Annotated in this window: 16 protein-coding genes and 2 tRNA genes; 12 read left to right on the forward strand and 6 right to left on the reverse strand. The window is 70.4% G+C overall.

Translation table 11 applies throughout. From position 1 onward, the window contains the following. The first annotated feature begins 6 nt into the window (after nucleotides 1-6). The 6 genes from QBE02_RS01095 (at nucleotide 7) to QBE02_RS01120 (ending at nucleotide 4,547) form a co-directional block, all read left to right on the forward strand. Complete coding sequence (locus QBE02_RS01095; RefSeq protein ID WP_279366776.1) at nucleotides 7-969, forward strand: LysR family transcriptional regulator; 963 nt, start codon at nucleotides 7-9, stop codon at nucleotides 967-969. A 10-nt stretch (nucleotides 970-979) separates the two neighbouring features. Next, complete coding sequence (gltX, locus tag QBE02_RS01100; RefSeq protein WP_279366777.1) at nucleotides 980-2,488, forward strand: glutamate--tRNA ligase; 1,509 nt, start codon at nucleotides 980-982, stop codon at nucleotides 2,486-2,488. A gap of 237 nt (nucleotides 2,489-2,725) precedes the next feature. Next, nucleotides 2,726-2,797 (forward strand) — tRNA-Gln (locus tag QBE02_RS01105). A gap of 110 nt (nucleotides 2,798-2,907) precedes the next feature. After that, nucleotides 2,908-3,822 (forward strand): alpha/beta hydrolase family esterase, encoded by a 915-nt coding sequence (locus tag QBE02_RS01110; RefSeq protein WP_279366778.1) that lies wholly within the window; start codon nucleotides 2,908-2,910, stop codon nucleotides 3,820-3,822. A 27-nt stretch (nucleotides 3,823-3,849) separates the two neighbouring features. Beyond that, nucleotides 3,850-4,032, forward strand: a complete 183-nt coding sequence (locus QBE02_RS01115) for a hypothetical protein (protein ID WP_056230670.1) — start codon at nucleotides 3,850-3,852, stop codon at nucleotides 4,030-4,032. Between the two features lie 92 nt (nucleotides 4,033-4,124). Then, a complete protein-coding gene (locus tag QBE02_RS01120) occupies nucleotides 4,125-4,547 on the forward strand; it encodes a hypothetical protein (RefSeq protein WP_279366779.1) in 423 nt (140 codons plus the stop codon). 18 nt (nucleotides 4,548-4,565) lie between these two features. Here QBE02_RS01120 and QBE02_RS01125 read toward each other — a convergent pair whose 3' ends face one another. The 3 genes from QBE02_RS01125 to QBE02_RS01135 are packed head-to-tail and all read right to left on the reverse strand — an operon-like array spanning nucleotide 4,566 to nucleotide 7,434. Then, a complete protein-coding gene (locus QBE02_RS01125; protein WP_144785353.1) occupies nucleotides 4,566-5,339 on the reverse strand; it encodes an ABC transporter ATP-binding protein in 774 nt (257 codons plus the stop codon). After that, entirely contained in the window at nucleotides 5,336-6,334 is a 999-nt protein-coding gene (locus QBE02_RS01130; RefSeq protein ID WP_279367841.1) for a FecCD family ABC transporter permease, read from the reverse strand. The genes QBE02_RS01125 and QBE02_RS01130 overlap by 4 nt, the downstream gene beginning before the upstream one ends. A gap of 53 nt (nucleotides 6,335-6,387) precedes the next feature. Further along, nucleotides 6,388-7,434 (reverse strand): ABC transporter substrate-binding protein, encoded by a 1,047-nt coding sequence (locus QBE02_RS01135; RefSeq protein WP_279366780.1) that lies wholly within the window; start codon nucleotides 7,432-7,434, stop codon nucleotides 6,388-6,390. A gap of 202 nt (nucleotides 7,435-7,636) precedes the next feature. Between QBE02_RS01135 and QBE02_RS01140 the strand changes: the two genes are divergently transcribed. The 4 genes from QBE02_RS01140 to QBE02_RS01155 are packed head-to-tail and all read left to right on the forward strand — an operon-like array spanning nucleotide 7,637 to nucleotide 11,760. Further along, on the forward strand, nucleotides 7,637-8,422 hold the full coding sequence (locus QBE02_RS01140; RefSeq protein ID WP_279366781.1) for a DeoR/GlpR family DNA-binding transcription regulator: 786 nt from the start codon (nucleotides 7,637-7,639) through the stop codon (nucleotides 8,420-8,422). Continuing rightward, nucleotides 8,419-9,384, forward strand: coding sequence for a 1-phosphofructokinase family hexose kinase (locus QBE02_RS01145; protein ID WP_279366782.1), 966 nt, complete (start codon nucleotides 8,419-8,421; stop codon nucleotides 9,382-9,384). The genes QBE02_RS01140 and QBE02_RS01145 overlap by 4 nt, the downstream gene beginning before the upstream one ends. 18 nt (nucleotides 9,385-9,402) lie before the next feature. Then, on the forward strand, nucleotides 9,403-11,463 hold the full coding sequence (locus QBE02_RS01150) for a PTS fructose transporter subunit IIABC (RefSeq protein WP_279366783.1): 2,061 nt from the start codon (nucleotides 9,403-9,405) through the stop codon (nucleotides 11,461-11,463). A gap of 27 nt (nucleotides 11,464-11,490) precedes the next feature. Next, nucleotides 11,491-11,760, forward strand: a complete 270-nt coding sequence (locus QBE02_RS01155; RefSeq protein ID WP_056230686.1) for an HPr family phosphocarrier protein — start codon at nucleotides 11,491-11,493, stop codon at nucleotides 11,758-11,760. A gap of 167 nt (nucleotides 11,761-11,927) precedes the next feature. Here the strand turns inward: QBE02_RS01155 and QBE02_RS01160 are convergent, their stop codons facing one another. Further along, nucleotides 11,928-12,566, reverse strand: a complete 639-nt coding sequence (locus tag QBE02_RS01160; RefSeq protein ID WP_279366784.1) for an MBL fold metallo-hydrolase — start codon at nucleotides 12,564-12,566, stop codon at nucleotides 11,928-11,930. Between the two features lie 186 nt (nucleotides 12,567-12,752). On the opposite strand from QBE02_RS01160, the gene QBE02_RS01165 reads away from it, so the two are divergent. After that, a tRNA-Glu gene (locus tag QBE02_RS01165) sits at nucleotides 12,753-12,828 on the forward strand. Between the two features lie 168 nt (nucleotides 12,829-12,996). Here the strand turns inward: QBE02_RS01165 and QBE02_RS01170 are convergent. Both QBE02_RS01170 and QBE02_RS01175 read right to left on the reverse strand, forming a co-directional pair. After that, nucleotides 12,997-14,073: a DUF4349 domain-containing protein gene (locus QBE02_RS01170; protein ID WP_279366785.1), complete on the reverse strand. Its 1,077-nt coding sequence runs from the start codon at nucleotides 14,071-14,073 to the stop codon at nucleotides 12,997-12,999. Next, nucleotides 14,070-14,624 (reverse strand): RNA polymerase sigma factor, encoded by a 555-nt coding sequence (locus QBE02_RS01175; RefSeq protein ID WP_279366786.1) that lies wholly within the window; start codon nucleotides 14,622-14,624, stop codon nucleotides 14,070-14,072. Before QBE02_RS01175 ends, QBE02_RS01170 begins: the two co-directional genes overlap by 4 nt. Nucleotides 14,625-14,799: 175 nt before the next feature. Between QBE02_RS01175 and QBE02_RS01180 the strand changes: the two genes are divergently transcribed. Beyond that, nucleotides 14,800-15,867 (forward strand): TerC family protein, encoded by a 1,068-nt coding sequence (locus tag QBE02_RS01180; RefSeq protein WP_268104918.1) that lies wholly within the window; start codon nucleotides 14,800-14,802, stop codon nucleotides 15,865-15,867. Nucleotides 15,868-15,870 lie beyond the last annotated feature (3 nt).

Raw genomic sequence — 15,870 nt, forward strand, 5'->3', positions numbered from 1 at the left:
ATGCCCATGGCCGACATCGATGACTCCCTCGACGCGAACGCCCTGCGGGTGGTCAAAGCCATCGCCGACACCGGGTCGATCACGGCCGCCGCCCGGGCCCTCGGCTACAGCCAGCCCGCGGTGAGCCAGCAACTGCGGCGACTTGAACGACGGGCCGGGATGCCGATCGTCGAACGCGTCGGCCGAGGCGTGCGTCTCACCGAGGCCGGCTCGATCCTCGCCCGTCACGCCGCCGCCGTGACCACGGCTCTCGACGCCGCGGCCGGGGATCTCGCCGAGCTCCGGGGACTTCGCGCCGGCCGGGTCCGCATCGCCGCCTTTCCCTCCGCGTCGTCGACCGTGGTGCCGCGCGTGATCGCCGCCGTCACCGCGCGCCGCCCGGGCGTCTCGATCAGCTTCGTCGAGGCCGAGCCGCCCGAGGCTATCGCCGCCGTGCGCGAGAACCGTGCCGACATCGCCCTCACCTACAGCTACCCCGGCGATCGGCGCGAACATCTCGAGTCCGCGGCATCCGGTCTCTCGTCCCGCCTCATCGGCGACGACGACACCGTCGTGGTCGTGCCCACCGATCACCCGGCCGCCGCGCACGACCCCATCGACCTGTCGCAGCTCGCGGGGGAGCGATGGATCGCGGGCTGCCCGCAGTGCCGCGGGCACCTTCTCGAAGCGTGCGGTCGGGCCGGGTTCACGCCCGACATCGCGTTCGAGACCGACAACTTCATCGCTGTCGAGAACCTCGTCGCCCAGGGGGTCGGCATGGCGATCCTGCCGCGGATGGCGGTGGCGTCGCTCCCGATGCTCGCCGGCATCGCGGCTCCTCGACTGCCCGCGGCCGAGGCGCGCACCCTGCACGTCGTGACCGCGCGGGGGGCCGAGCATGTGCCCGCGGTCGGAGCGGCGTTGGAGGTCATGGGGGAGGTGCTGGCCGATCACCTCCGGCACTCGGGAAGCGACACCGCCCGCCGGTAGGATCGAGGGGATGTCTGCCACGCCCGATCCCCGCACCACGACCGCCACCGGCGCCGACGTTCGCGTCCGCTTCTGCCCCTCACCTACGGGGCTGCCGCACGTCGGTCTCATCCGCACCGTCCTGTTCAACTGGGCCTACGCCCGGCACAACGGCGGCAAGCTCGTCTTCCGCATCGAAGACACCGACGCCGCGCGCGACAGCGAGGAGAGCTACCAGCAGCTCCTCGAGGCACTGCGGTGGATGAACATCGACTGGGACGAGGGTGTCGAGGTCGGCGGACCGCACGCTCCGTACCGGCAGTCGCAGCGCCACGAGATCTACCGCGAGGTGCTCGACAAGCTCATCGCCGCGGGTGCGGTGTACGAGAGCTACTCGACCGCCGAAGAGATCGACGCGCGCAACGAGGCCAACGGCCGCGCGAAGCAGCTCGGCTACGACAACTTCGACCGCGACCTCACGGACGAGCAGAAGGCCGCCTTCCGCGCCGAGGGTCGCGAGCCCGCGTGGCGCGTGCGCGTGCCCGACGAGGACCTCACCTTCGTCGACCTCATCCGCGGCGAGGTCACCTTCCCGGCCGGGTCGTTCCCCGACTTCGTGATCGTGCGCGCCGGCGGCATCCCGCTGTACACGTTCGTGAACCCCGTCGACGACGCGCTCATGGGGATCACCCACGTCATCCGCGGCGAAGACCTCATGCCCTCGACCGCTCGTCAGCTCGCGCTGTACCGCGCGCTGCTCGACGCCGGCGTCACCGACTTCCTGCCGCGCTTCGGCCACATGCCGCTCGTGCTGGGCGAGACCGGCAACAAGAAGCTCTCCAAGCGCGACCCGCAGGCCGATCTGTTCCTGCAGCGCGAGAAGGGCTTCATCCACGAGGGTCTGCTCAACTACCTCTCGCTTCTCGGCTGGTCGCTCGCGAGCGACCGCGACGTGTTCTCGCTCGACGAGATGATCGCCGCCTTCGACATCGCGGACGTGAACCCCAACCCGGCGCGCTTCGACCAGAAGAAGGCCGAGGCCATCAACGGCGATCACATCCGCATGCTGGATGCCGATGACTTCGCGACCCGCCTCGTCCCCTACCTCGCGGGGGCGGGCTTCATCGCGGAGCAGCCCAGCGAGGAGCACCGCGCGATCATCGCCCAGGCGGCTCCGCTCGTGCAGGAGCGCGTGCAGTTGCTGGGCGAGGTCCCCGGCATGCTCGGCTTCCTCTTCGTGTCCGAGGTCGACTACGCCGAGGATGCGCTCACGGGTCTGCCCGCGAATGCGGCGGAGGTGCTCGCGGCATCCGTTCGTGCCCTCGAGGGTGTCGACGACTTCACCGCCGCCGCCGTGCAGGAGGCCCTGTCGACGGCCCTCGTCGAAGAGCTCGGGCTCAAGCCCCGCGTCGCCTACGGCCCGCCGCGCGTCGCGCTGACCGGCCGTCGCATCTCGCCGCCGCTGTTCGAGTCGATGGAGCTTCTCGGCAAGGCTGAGTCGATCCGCCGCCTCGAGGCGCTGGTCTCGCACCTGGGCTGAGACGCCCCCCCCGATCCCCGTGGCCTTCCGGCCGCGGGGATCGCGCGTTCTCGGGCGCGCGGCGGCGCCCGACGCAGAGGATGCGACGCGGATCGGTGAGCGAAGCTCCGTCGTCGGCGCGGCTGGCGACGAGTCACCCGGGACGCGCCCGGGACGCGCCGAGCGAGGCGCCGGTTTGGCGCAGGGCTCCGCGTCACGTAAGCTTGATCCTCGGCACGAGTTACGGCTCGAAGCCATTGGGGTATGGTGTAATTGGCAACACGGCGGTTTCTGGTTCCGTTGTTCTTGGTTCGAGTCCAGGTACCCCAGCTCTGTGAAAAGGCCCGGTGATCGGAAGATCCCGGGCCTTTCGCGTATCGCGATGCCCCCGTCGGATGATGCTTCTCTGCGCCGCTACAGGCAAACCGTAGGATGACCCGATGCGCCTCCGCCCGCTCGTCGCCCTCGCCGCCTTGGTCGTGGCGGGCACGGTGCTGGCCGGATGCGGGGCGGGCACGCGCCCTGCCGCCACGGCCTCGGGCTGCGACGCGAACTTCACCCTCGAGCCGGGCGCGAGCGCCCCGCTCTTGGTGACGGTCGACGGCGCGACCCGTGTGTACACCGTGCACGTCCCGGCGACGATGACGACGCAGACGCCGACGCCGCTCATCCTCGCCTTCGCCGGATACCGCATGCCGCCCGGGCAGCTCGAGCAGCTCAGCGACCTCAACGGCAGCGGCGCGATCGTCGTCTACCCGCAGGCGGCGAGCACCGCGGCGGGCGTCGGCTGGCAGGGGGCGCCCTACTCGTCGGGCGCGGACGACGTGGCCTTCACCGCGGCCCTCCTCGACGACGTCGAGTCGCGTCTCTGCGTCGACCCGAAACGCGTGTTCGCCGCCGGGATCTCGAACGGCGGCGGCTTCGTATCGCTGTTGTCGTGTGCCCTCCCCGAACGCCTCGCCGCTTTCGCCGTCGTCTCGGGTGCGATCTACCCCGCGACCAACCCGTCGTGTGAGAGCGGCTCCCCGGTGCCGGTGATCGAGTTCCACGGCACCGCCGACGACGTCATCCCCTACGACGGCGGCATCCGGCACGACGCGACCGTCGCCCCGGTGCCGCTCTGGCTGTCGCAGGTGGCGACGCGCAACGGCTGCACCATCGATCCGCGCTCGGAATCGGTCGCGACGGGGGTCGAGAGGCAGACCTGGACCGGATGCCGCGACCGCGGTGCCCTGGTGCACTACCGGATCGACGGGGGAGGGCACGTGTGGCCGGGAGCGGAGGGCTCCGGCGAGACGGCGATCTCGGCGACGACCCTGATCGAAACCTTCTTCACAGCTCACCCTCTGCCGTGAACCGGGAATCGGCGAGAGGATGGCTCCATGGGACTCTTCGTACAGCGACCCGAGGAACCGAGCGAGTGGGCCGGGCTTCCCGGCGAACCGGCGCGGCCGAAGACCCGCGCCGAACTCCTGCCCGACGATGAGCACCCCGCGGCCGTTCCCGGCCTGCTCGACCTCGGCGGTTCTTCGGTGACCTCGGTCGAGATCCCCCTCGGCGACTGAACCCGGCGCGCGCTCGGCGCGATCAAAGACTTCGCGGGTTAGCATCCGAGCGGGGATGCAGGATGTCTCCCTCCTCGCGGAAGAAGGTCCTCGTGAAGCGCTCCCTCGCTCTTCGGCTCGCCCCGGTCGTCACGGCCGGCGTCCTGCTCGCGGGCTGCGCGCCCGCGGCATCCGACACTCCCGTCGCGCCCGCGGCGGACGCGCCGAGTCCCGCCGCGTCGGTGGACGACCAGGCCTTCGCCCCCACGGTCGTCTCTCCCGAGGACCTCGACGGCAAGGACGCGACCGTGAAGATCGGCACCTCGCTCGTGCTCGCGGTCCCCGACGGCACCGAGGCCGAATGGACCGGGTCGACAGCCGACGTGGCGATCGCCGACTTCTCCCCGGGAGGGCCTTCCGAGGGTTCGGTGTTCCGCCCCGGCTTCCTGCCGCACGAGATCGGTCAGACGGCGGCCACCCTCACGGGCCCGGACGGCAGGACCCTCCGCTTCACCCTCTCCGTCATCGCCCCCTGAGAGGGCGGACGGGAGGGATCAGGATGCCAGCGGCCCGTCGAACAGGATCGTGGAGCGCCCGGTCTCGGCATCCGGGATCACTCTCGCCCTCACCTCGTACACCTCGGCGATGAGCGCCGGCGTGAGCACCTCGGCGGGGGCTCCCGCGGCGACGACGACGCCCTCGCGCAAGACGAGCACGCTGTCGCAATAGGTCGCCGCGAGGTTGAGGTCGTGCAGGGCGATGATGCTCGTCACCGGCAGGGCGGCCACCAGCGCCAACACGTCGAGCTGGTGACGGATGTCAAGGTGGTTCGTCGGCTCGTCGAGCAGCAGCTCGCGGGGCTCCTGCGCCAGGGCGCGGGCGATCTGCGCACGCTGGCGCTCTCCGCCGGACAGGGTGTGCCAGAGGCGGTCGGCCTTGTCCGTGAGGGCGACCCGCTCGAGCGCCGCGTCGATCGCCTCCTCGTCGCCGCTGGTCGACCCGCCCCAGATCGGGCGGTGCGGAGTGCGACCGAGGCGCACGACATCGCGGACCACGATGTCGGCGTCGGTCTCGGCGTGCTGCGTGACCACCGCGACCGTGCGGGCGAGATCGCGGCGGCGCCACTGCGTCAGCGGCCGCTCGTCGAGCAGGACGTCGCCGGAGTCCGGTCGCGCCGCGCCCTGCAGCAGGCGCAGCAGTGAAGACTTGCCCGAGCCGTTGGGCCCGAGCAGACCCACGGTGGTCCCGGGCTCGGGATGCAGCGAGACGCCGTCGACGACGAGGGTTCCCCCGCGCGTCCAGCGCACCTCGCGGGTTTCGAGCGTCATGCGCGTCCCCTCCGTCGAACGAGCAGAGCGACGAAGACGGGGACGCCGACGATCGCCGTCCCGACCCCGACCGGCAGAGGCGTGGGCGCAAAGAGCGTGCGCGTCGCGGCATCCACCCACACCATGAACACGGCGCCGACGACCGCCGCGAGCGGGACCACGCGCACGTGACGCTGGCCCACCAGCAGGCGGACGGCGTGCGGCACGACGAGGCCGACGAAGCCGACCGCGCCGACGACGCTGACCAGGGCCGCGGTCATGAGGGCCGTCACGACGAGCAGTCCGATGCGCGTGCGGGCAACGGGGATGCCGAGCGAGGCGGCCACGTCGTCTCCGAACGTGAAGGCATCGAGGGCGCGTGCCCCGAACAGGCACACCGCACCCCCGACGACGACCACGACGGCGCACAGGACGACCTTGTCCCAGCGCATGCCCTCGAGCGAGCCGAGGAGCCAGAACATCACGCCCCGCGTCTCGTCGCTGTCGGCGACCGCGAACACGACGAGAGAGGTCAGTGCCGAGAAGAACTGCGTGCTGGCGACACCGGCCAGGATGACGCCCGAGGTACCGCCCGAGGTGAAGCGCGACAGCAGCAGAACGAGACCGAAGGCGACCAGTGCGCCGACGAAGGCTCCGCCCGACAGGCCGAGGACCCCGCCGCCGATCCCGAGCACGCCGATCACGACCGCGCCGGTCGACGCCCCCGACGACACGCCCAGCACGAACGGCTCGGCGAGCGGGTTGCGCAGCAGCGACTGCATGACGACCCCGCAGAGCGCGAGCCCGGCCCCGGCGCAGGCGGCGACCAGGGCGCGGGGGAGACGCTCCTCCCACACGATGGCGTTCTTCGCGGCCTTGACCGGGATGTCGGCGAGACCGAGGTGGTTCAGCAGCACGTCGCGCACGTTCACCAGCGACACGTCGGCGGGGCCGAGCGTGACCGCGACACCCACCGAGATCACCAGGACGACGAGGCCGGCGAGAGCGAGCAGGATGCCGAGTCCGGCGGATCCCCTCCCGAGTCGGGCCCCCGAGACGACGGGCGCGCTCAGAGCGTGCTCCCGTTCTCGTCCCACCAGGCGCGGATCTTGTCGAGCGCGTCGACGAAGCGGATCGAGGGGTTCAGCTCCGCGCCGTGCAGCGCGATGTACCGCTTCTCCTTGACGGCGGTCATGGTGCTGGTGAGCGGGTCGCTCTCGAGGAACGCGATCTTGTCGGCGAGCCGGTCGCCCGGGAAGCGGTCCCGCTGCAGGTCGCCCAGCACCAGCACGTCGGGGTCGGCCGAGACCATGCTCTCCCACCCGACCGCGGGCCAGTCGTCGGTCTGCCCGGCGAACACGTTGGTCATCTTGGTGGTGGATGCCAGGAGTGCGGCGTTCGAGAATCCGCCCGCGATGTAGGGGGTCTTGGTGTCGGCGAACCAGAAGGCGACGCTGTGGCCCTCGAAGTCGATGCCCTCGGTCGCGGCGGCCGCCCGCTGCTGCAGCGAGGAGATCAGTGCCTCGCCGCGATCCGAGACGTCGAAGACGCGGGCGAGGTCGCGGATCTCGCCGTACAGCGCGTCGATCGTCAGCGGGGTGGTCCGCTTTCCGCCGGCGTTGACGCTCACGTCTCCGTCGCAGTCGGTGGGGGAGAGGTAGGAGGCGATGCCGGTCTCGGCGAAACGATCCCGCGTGGCGACGCCACCCTGGGCGAAGTGGCGGCCGAACGAGGCGGTGACGAAATCGGGATCGGTTCCGAGCACGACCTCGTACGAGGGGGCGTTGTCGGACAGACGGGGAACGGCGGCATTCGCCTCGGCGAGCGAGTCCAGAACGGGATCGGTCCAGGATGCCGTGCCGACCATGCGGTCCTGGAGCCCCAGCGACAGCAGGATTTCGGTGGAGTCCTGGTCGAGCGAGACCACGCGGCTGGGGGCCTGATCGACCGTGATTTCGCGCCCGCAGTTCTCCAGCGTCAGGGGGTAGACCGTGGCGCCCTCTCCGGCCGAGGAGGCGGAGGCTTCGGGAACGACCTCCGACGCTCCGCAGCCGGTCAGAGCGGCTGCGGCGGTCAGCAGGACGAGGGGGAAGGCGAGGGCGCGGGCGCGTGGCATCCGGGAACTCCGTAGGGATCGTGGAACGAGCGGCCCGACGGCGGACCACGGTAAGGATAGCCTCACTTCCTGCGCGGCCGAGTCGCGGTTCTTCGTTCGTGTGGCAAATCGTGCGGTCGCTGGATCGCTCTTCACGTTCGCATTTCTGTTGCCGTGTGTGGTTTCGTGTTGTATCGTGTGGGAATCTTCGAAGGGGATTCCCGTGTACGCAATGGAGCGCCAGCAGCTCATCGAGCGCGAACTGCGCGACGTCGGACGCGTCAGCGTCGTTGACCTCGCCCGCCGCTTCGACGTCACGACAGAGACCGTCCGCCGCGACCTGGACCGCCTCGAGTCGCTCGGATCCCTGCGCCGCGTCCACGGCGGGGCGGTCGACATCGGTCGCGCCAGCACCGCTGAGTCCCCTCTCACCGAGCGCCGCGAGCGCCACCGCGACGCCAAGCGCGCCATCGCCGCCGAAGCCGTGTCTCTGCTCGGCCCCGACTTCCGCGGCTCGATCTTCGTCGACGCCGGCACGACCCCCGCCGAGGTCGCCTCGCTCCTTCCCGCCGCTCTCGGAGCGGGTATCGGCGGTGTCGAGGTGGTCACGCACTCCCTCGAGGCCGCACACCTGCTCGCCGGAGAGGAGCGTCTCTCGCTCACCACCATCGGCGGGCGCGTGCGCGGAGTCACCGCGGCCGCGGTCGGAGCGCACACCGTCCGCGCCATCGGTCAACTGCGTCCGGACATCGCGTTCGTCGGAACGAACGGTCTCAGCGCCGGTTTCGGACTCAGCACCCCCGACCCCGAAGAGGCCGCGGTCAAGGCGGCCATCATCCAGTCCGCCCGTCGCGTCGTCCTGCTCGCGGACGCGGCGAAGTTCGGCGAAGAGCTGCTCGTCCGCTTCGCCCGACTCGACGAGCTCGACGTGCTCGTGACCGACGCCGCCCCTCCCGCGGCCCTTTCCGAGGCCCTCGCGGCCGCCGACATCGAGGTGCGCGTCGCATGATCGTCACTCTGACCGCCAACCCGTCCGCCGACCGCGCCGTCGTCCTGTCCGAGACCCTGCAGCCCGGCGAGGTGCAGCGCGCACTGTCGTCGCGCGAAGACGCCGGAGGCAAGGGCGTGAACGTCGCCCGCGTCGTCTCGGCCGCGGGAGTCCCCGCGCGCGCCGTGGTGCCGGTCAACGCCCACGACCCCTATCGGATGCTCCTCGACGACACCGGCATCGCCCTCGACGTGATCGAGGTGGCCGGTCGGGCCCGAGCGAACCTGACGATCACCGACCCCGCGGGCGAGACGACCAAGCTCAACCTGCCGGGTGCCGAGCTGTCCGCGGCCGAAGCCGACGCCCTCGTCGCGGGCGTCGTCGCGGCGTCGCAGGGCGCGAGCTGGCTCGTCCTCGCCGGGTCGCTTCCCCCCGGAGTCCCGGTGTCGTTCTACGCCGACCTCATCGCCGCGGTGCGCGAGCGCTGGGGCGCCGCCGCCCCGCTCATCGCCGTCGATGCCTCCGGTCCGGCGCTCAGCGCCGTCGTCGCCACCGCTCGCCCCGACCTCATCAAGCCCAACCACGAGGAGCTCGCCGAACTCGTCGGCGAAGACCCTGCGGTCGATGACGACGTGCACGACGCCGCCTCGCGCCGCGCACGCACGCTGGTTCCGGGCCGCGTGGCGTCCGCCCTCGTGACCCTCGGCGCCGACGGCGCCCTGCTCTTCACGGCCGAGGGAACCTGGCGCGGTCGCGCCCCCCGCATCCAGGTCGCCAGCACCGTCGGCGCGGGCGACAGCTCGCTCGCCGGATACCTGCTCGCCGACCTCGAGGGCGCGCCCGCGCCCGACCGTCTCGCGCGCAGCATCGCCTACGGAGCGGCCGCCGCCACTCTGCCCGGCACGCAGGCGCCGACCCCCGACGATCTGCCCGCGGGGCCGATCGCCGTCACCGAATTCCCCACCCCCATCGCAACATCCTGACCACGGAGGTCACTGACAATGTCCGACATCATCACTCCGGAGCTCGTCACTCTCGACGCGCCCCTGGGCACCGACAAGCAGTCGGTGATCCGTGCTCTCGCCGAGCGCGTCGTCGCGCAGGGCCGCGCGCGCAGTGCCCAAGAGCTGTTCGACGACGCGTGGGCGCGTGAGCAGAAGGACGAGACCGGCCTGCCCGGCGGCATCGGCATCCCACACGCGCGCAGCGCCTCGGTCACCGAACCCACCCTCGCCTTCGCGCGGCTCACCCCCGGCGTCGACTTCGGTGCCCCCGACGGACCCGCCGACATCGTGTTCCTCATCGCGGCGCCCGAGGGTGCCGACGAGGCTCACCTCTCGGTGCTGTCGCAGCTGGCCCGTAGCCTCATGAACAACGACTTCATGTCGGGCCTGCGTTCCGCGCAGACGCCCGCCGAAGCCGTGACGCTCATCACGAATGCCGTCACCCCGGCCGCCGCACCCGCGGCAGCCCCGGCGGCGGCAGCGCCCGCGGCCACGCGCGCCGAGGCCCGCACCGCCACCAAGACCAAGAAGATCGTGGCCGTCACCGCGTGCGCCACGGGCATCGCCCACACCTTCATGGCCGCCGACGCGCTCACCGCCGCCGGCGCCGAGACCGAGGGCGTCGAGCTCATCGTCGAACCGCAGGGCTCGAGCGGCTACAAGGCCCTTCCGCAGAGCGTGATCGACGACGCCGACGCCGTGATCTTCGCGGTGGACGTCGACGTGCGCGAGCCGCAGCGCTTCGCGGGCAAGCCCGTCGTCCGCGCGGGCGTCAAGCGCGGCATCGAGCAGCCGAAGCAGCTCATCGCCGAGGCCCTCGCCGCCAGCGAGAACCCGAACGCCGCCCGCGTCCAGGGCGGTGGCGCCGCGGCATCCGCTTCGGACGCCCCCGTCGCGCAGCAGTCGGTGGGGCGCCGCATCCAGCGCTGGCTGCTGACGGGTGTCAGCTACATGATCCCATTCGTCGCCGGTGGCGGTCTGCTCATCGCGCTCGGCTTCCTGCTCGGTGGCTACGAAGTCACCAAGAACGCCTCGAACGTCATCATCCAGAACTCGCTCTGGGACCTCCCGACCGAGAACATCACCTCGTCGTTCGGCCCGGTGGGTCAGTACCTCGGGTCGGTCGCCTTCATGATCGGCGCCACGTCGATGGGCTTCATCGTCGCCGTGCTCGCGGGCTTCATCGCCTACGCGATCGCCGACCGCCCCGGCATCGCGCCCGGCTTCGTCGCCGGTGCGGTCGCCGTGCTCATGAACGCCGGCTTCATCGGCGGCATCATCGGTGGTCTGCTCGCGGGCTTCATCGCCTGGTGGCTCGGTCGCTTCGACGCGCCCCGCTGGCTCCGCGGTCTCATGCCCGTGGTCATCGTGCCGTTCCTCGGTTCGATCTTCGCTTCGGGGCTCATGATCCTGTTCCTCGGTCGTCCGATCGCGGCCCTCATGGCTGCGCTCACCGACGGTCTGACCTCGCTCGCCGCCAGCGGTGCCGGAGCCATCGTGCTCGGCGTCATCCTCGGTCTGATGATGTGCTTCGACCTCGGTGGACCCGTCAACAAGGTGGCGTACGTCTTCGCCACCACGGGGCTCGCAGCCGCGACCCAGACGAACACCACCCCGTACCTGATCATGGCGGCCGTCATGGCCGCCGGCATGGTGCCCCCGCTCGCGATGGCCCTGGCCTCGACGCTGCTCGCCCGCAAGAAGTTCACCCCGGTCGAGCGCGAGAACGGTGCGGCCGCATGGCTGCTCGGTGCCTCGTTCATCTCCGAGGGCGCGATCCCGTTCGCCGCGGCGGACCCGCTGCGCGTCATCCCCGCGTCGATGGTCGGTGGCGCCATCACGGGTGGTCTGAGCATGCTGCTCTCGGTGCAGTCGTTCGCACCTCACGGAGGCATCTTCGTCTTCTTCGCGATCAACCCCTTCTGGGGTTTCGCCCTCGCAATCGTGGCGGGTACCGTCGTGACTGCGCTGATCGTCGTCGCCCTCAAGGGCATCGGCCGCAGCACGCAGGACGCCGCCGTCACCGAGGCTGCTCCCGCAGCCACGGTCGCCGCGTAACACCCCGTCGAATCGGAAGGATTCACCATGGCAGAACGTCAGGCCACCATCGCGAGCGCCTCGGGCCTCCACGCCCGCCCCGCGAAGCTCTTCGTGCAGGCCGTGCAGGAGAAGAAGATCCCCGTCACGATCGCCGCCGAGGGTGGTGCCGACCTCAACGCCGGCAGCATCCTGTCGCTCATGGGCCTCGGCGCCGGTCACGGCACCGTCGTGACGCTGAAGGCCGAGGGTGAGGGTGCCGAGCAGGCGCTCGACGAGCTCGTCGCCCTTCTCGAGACCGATCTCGACGCGCAGTAAGCGCCTCTTTACAGAACACCGGATGCCACGGCCCCAGGGCTCGTGGCATCCGGTGTTTTCGGTGTCAGGGGCGCGAAACTCCTGAGAACTCGACAACCGATGCTGATCTCTCGCGGCTCCGCACGCGAGCGCGCCGCATTCTCAGGAGATGGGGCACGCTGCGGTACTCAGACCTCGACCGAGTCGCCCGGCTTGAGGTCGATGAACGAGCCGCCGTTCTGCTCGACGGCCCAGGTGAGGCGCGCGTCGCCCATCTGCTTGCCGGCGACCGACAGGGTCATGTCGTGCGTGGCGAAGACGCGCTCGGGCTTGACGTCGAGGACGTAGTCGATGACCTCGCCGATCTTCAGCCAGGGGGCGCCGACCGGGGCCGCGAGCAGGGCGATCTTCTTGTGCTTGGGCACCACGTAGGAGTCGCCCGGGTAGTACACCGCGTCGTTGACGAGCACGCCGACGTTGTCGACCACCGGAATGGAGGAGTGGATGACCGCGTGCTTTCCGCCGAAAAACTCCAGGTGGAACGGACCCAGATCCAAGGTGTCGCCGGGGCTCACCACCGTGACGTCAAAGCCGGCAGCGGCATCGCGCACCCCCTCGGGGCCATAGATCGGCACGCTGGGGTGCGCTTTCTGCAGGCGTGCGAGGTGCTCGGGCGTCCAGTGGTCCGCGTGCTCATGCGTGATCACGACCCCCGCGAGGTTCGTGAGGTCGTCCAACGGCGAGGTGAAGCTGCCTGGATCGATCACGAGCGAGTGACCGGATTCGACGAGGACCAGGGCGGCGTGTTCGTGCTTCGTGAGGCGCATTCTTCGAGTCAACTCCCGACGGAGGGAGAGAGGCAAGCGCTGGCGCGAAGGGTGAACAGCGTCTAACGGCTCTTCCCTGTGCGCCCAACTCGCGGTACCGTGGCCGGACACGCCCGGGATTTCGACGGCTCGGCCTCGATTTTGCGTGCGCGTCAATCGTGATGCATACTTAAACGGTTGCGACGCGGCCCCATCGTATAGCGGCCTAGTACGCCGCCCTCTCACGGCGGTAACGCGGGTTCGAATCCCGCTGGGGTCACCAACACGAAAAAGAGCTTCGACCGAATGGTCGAAGCTCTTTTTCGTTCTGGCGGGGGCGGCCCAAGGCAGAAGGAGCTCGCGGACGCTCAAGCGGACTCGGATGCCGAGACGACCCGGCGTCCGACTCTCTCGCTCCTTCCGTCGATCCGAGGCTGCTGAGCGCTGCAGCTCAGCCCTCGCGCGCCTCGCGACGGCGCCGCAGCGCCCGGCGCACGCCCCACGTCACCGCGAGGACCACCGCCGCGACGGCGATCCAGGGCAGCAAGAAGCCGAGGCCGATCACGATGCCGTTGAGCGTGGCCACCAGACCGTTCCAGCCGGCGCCGAGCCCGTCGCCGAAACCGGCGGGGTCGGCGGCGACGGCGGGGGAGCGTTCGACGAGCTGCACGCTGAGCGACGACATCGCGACCTGGGACTCGACCGACTGCAGCACCTGACGGTCGGAGTCTAGTTGCGCCTGTCGCTCGGCCAGGGCGGATTCCGCCGTGATCAGGTCGGACACCGAGCCCGCCTTCGCCATCAGCTCCGTCAGTCGCGCCACCGAAGCCTCGCCGGCCGCGACCCGCGCGCGCAGGTCGACCGTCTGCTCGGTGACGTCGGAGCGGTTGACGGTCGTGGCCGTGATCTCTCCGACCTGGCGCAGTTCGTCCATCGTGCTCGTGAGGGCGGCAGCGGGGACGCGGACGGTGATCCAGCCCGAGGATGCCGCGGGCCCGGTCGCCGAGCCCTCGTACGGCACCGCGCCGATCGCACCGCCCAGCTGCGAGGACTCGACGTATCCGCCCGCCCCGGTCGCGGCGGAGCCGATCGCGTCGATCGCCGCGGCGATGTCGTCCACCTCGACCGTGCTGGAGCCGGTGGCGACGATGTCGCGGGTCGCCGCGTCGCGCGCCGCCGCGTCTCCCGCGGTGGCCTCGGACGACGAGGACGACCCCGCGGCCTGCTCGCCCGGGGCGATCGGCGCGAGGGGTGGGTCCTGGGCGGATCCGCTCGAGTACTGGTCCGTGAGCCCCTGGCTCTCGGCCCCGATGACGGTGCTCGATCCGCTGGACCCCGAGGTGGCGGTCAGCGACGGGCCGACGAACGCGGCGACCACGACCACGGCGGCCGCGGCTCCGGCGCCCGTCCAGATCCCGCGACGACGGCGGCGCGTGCGCTCGCGCTCGTCGGCGATCCGGCCGAAGACGGCGGCTTCGATGGCATCCATCCGGTCGGCGGGGAGAGGGGGAAGAGTGGGCGTGGTCATGAAGTCTCCGTCTCCATCGCGGTGGCGCGCACCCGGGAGCGGATGCGGGAGAGGCGGTTGCGAACGGTTCCGTGCGACACGCCCAGCGAGGCGGCGGCCGCTTCGTACCCGTAGCCTTCGGCGGCGCACAGGCGGAAGATCTCGCGGTCGAGGTCGCTGAGCCGATCGACGGCGGCCAGGATCGCGGCCACGGTCTGCGCCTGCACGACCTGAGCCTCGACGTCGACGGCCGAGGGGATCTCGTCGTCGAGCGCCGCGTGCGATCCGTGGCGACGACGCGCCCTCAGTCGGTTCTGCGCCTGCAACCGACAGACGGTCGCGAGCCAGGGCAACAGGGACTCGCCCTCGAGCCGCAGCGACGGAATCTTCCGCCAAGCGACCACGAACGTCTCCTGCACCACGTCCTCGGCGTCCGCGGGCTCGCCGACCAGACCGAGAGCGATCCAGTACACGGGTCGCGCGTACGCCCGATACAGCTCGCGATACGCGACCTCCGACCCGCCGGCGGCGCGCGCCACGAGGGCCCTGTCGTCGATGACTCCGTGGGTCATGGCATCCGTTCCGCTCTCCGGGTGAGCCCCGGGAAGCAATCTCTCACTCAGAGGTGTCCGGCTCGAGCGGATCGTCTCACGGATGTACGCACGTTATGAGCACTAGGAGCACAACCCCGTGCCCGGCTGGAGCGAGCGGATAAACTCGAGCGTTTCCCCGATGAAAGGCCCCGCGATGGAGCTGCAGCTCGACCCCCTCTTCCAGACGATCACGCTCGTCGTGCTCGTGCTGATCCTGGTTGCCGACCTGCTGATCATCCTCAAACGCCCGCACATCCCGGCGGCGAAAGAGTCGACGCTCTGGGTCGTGTTCTACGTGACCCTCGCGCTCATCTTCGCCGGCGTCCTCTGGATCGTCGCCGGGGGAGAAGTCGCGGGACAGTTCGTGGCGGGCTGGCTGACCGAGTACAGCCTCTCGATCGACAACCTCTTCGTGTTCGTGCTGATCATGGGGCAGTTCGCGGTGCCGCGGCGGTACCAGCAGGAGGTGCTGATGGTGGGCATCATCATCGCGCTCATCCTGCGCGGCGCCTTCATCCTGGTCGGCGCGACGATCATCGAGAACTTCAGCCCGATCTTCTACCTGTTCGGTGCGTTCCTCGTCTACACGGCGATCCGCCAGGCGTTCCCGGGCGACGACCACGACGACGACTCGCAGAAAGAGAACCTCATCGTGCGGACGCTGCGTCGCGTGCTGCCGATGAGCGACTCGTACGACGGCAAGAAGGTCATCACGCGCGTCAAGGGCAAGAAGCTCTTCACCCCGATGATCATCGTGTTCGTCGCGATCGGTGTGACCGACCTGCTGTTCGCGATCGACTCGATCCCGGCGATCTTCGGCATCACGCAGAGCCCGTTCATCGTGTTCACGGCGAACCTCTTCGCGCTGATGGGTCTGCGCCAGCTGTACTTCCTGCTCGGCGACCTGCTCGACCGCTTGAAGTTCCTGCACTACGGCATCGCGTTCATCCTCGCGTTCATCGGTGTGAAGCTGATCCTGCACGCGATGCACGTCAACGAGCTCTCGTTCATCAACGACGGTGAGCCCATCGAGTGGGCGCCCGAGATCTCGACGTGGGTCTCTCTCGCGGTGATCGTGGTGTCGATGGCGGTCGCGACGATCGCCAGCCTCATCGCCGCCCGCCGCGAGCCCGCGTCCGTCGACGGGCCTCAGGATGCCGCGGCCGACGTCGCCGACGAGAAGGGGACGCCCCGCACGGTCGAGCAGCCGAAGGGCGACTGAGCC

It is taken from the genome of Microbacterium testaceum, assembly GCF_029761935.1.
Classification (GTDB): Bacteria; Actinomycetota; Actinomycetes; order Actinomycetales; family Microbacteriaceae; genus Microbacterium; species Microbacterium testaceum_A.

What these genes read in the sequence shown, in the direction of transcription:
- QBE02_RS01095 (WP_279366776.1), top strand. Translation starts at nt 7, where the DNA reads ATGGCCGACATCGATGACTCCCTCGACGCGAACGCCCTGCGGGTGGTC.
- gltX (WP_279366777.1), top strand. Translation starts at nt 980, where the DNA reads ATGTCTGCCACGCCCGATCCCCGCACCACGACCGCCACCGGCGCCGAC.
- QBE02_RS01110 (WP_279366778.1), top strand. Translation starts at nt 2,908, where the DNA reads ATGCGCCTCCGCCCGCTCGTCGCCCTCGCCGCCTTGGTCGTGGCGGGC.
- QBE02_RS01115 (WP_056230670.1), top strand. Translation starts at nt 3,850, where the DNA reads ATGGGACTCTTCGTACAGCGACCCGAGGAACCGAGCGAGTGGGCCGGG.
- QBE02_RS01125 (WP_144785353.1), bottom strand. Translation starts at nt 5,339, where the DNA reads ATGACGCTCGAAACCCGCGAGGTGCGCTGGACGCGCGGGGGAACCCTC.
- QBE02_RS01135 (WP_279366780.1), bottom strand. Translation starts at nt 7,434, where the DNA reads ATGCCACGCGCCCGCGCCCTCGCCTTCCCCCTCGTCCTGCTGACCGCC.
- QBE02_RS01145 (WP_279366782.1), top strand. Translation starts at nt 8,419, where the DNA reads ATGATCGTCACTCTGACCGCCAACCCGTCCGCCGACCGCGCCGTCGTC.
- QBE02_RS01150 (WP_279366783.1), top strand. Translation starts at nt 9,403, where the DNA reads ATGTCCGACATCATCACTCCGGAGCTCGTCACTCTCGACGCGCCCCTG.
- QBE02_RS01155 (WP_056230686.1), top strand. Translation starts at nt 11,491, where the DNA reads ATGGCAGAACGTCAGGCCACCATCGCGAGCGCCTCGGGCCTCCACGCC.
- QBE02_RS01160 (WP_279366784.1), bottom strand. Translation starts at nt 12,566, where the DNA reads ATGCGCCTCACGAAGCACGAACACGCCGCCCTGGTCCTCGTCGAATCC.
- QBE02_RS01170 (WP_279366785.1), bottom strand. Translation starts at nt 14,073, where the DNA reads ATGACCACGCCCACTCTTCCCCCTCTCCCCGCCGACCGGATGGATGCC.
- QBE02_RS01175 (WP_279366786.1), bottom strand. Translation starts at nt 14,624, where the DNA reads ATGACCCACGGAGTCATCGACGACAGGGCCCTCGTGGCGCGCGCCGCC.
- QBE02_RS01180 (WP_268104918.1), top strand. Translation starts at nt 14,800, where the DNA reads ATGGAGCTGCAGCTCGACCCCCTCTTCCAGACGATCACGCTCGTCGTG.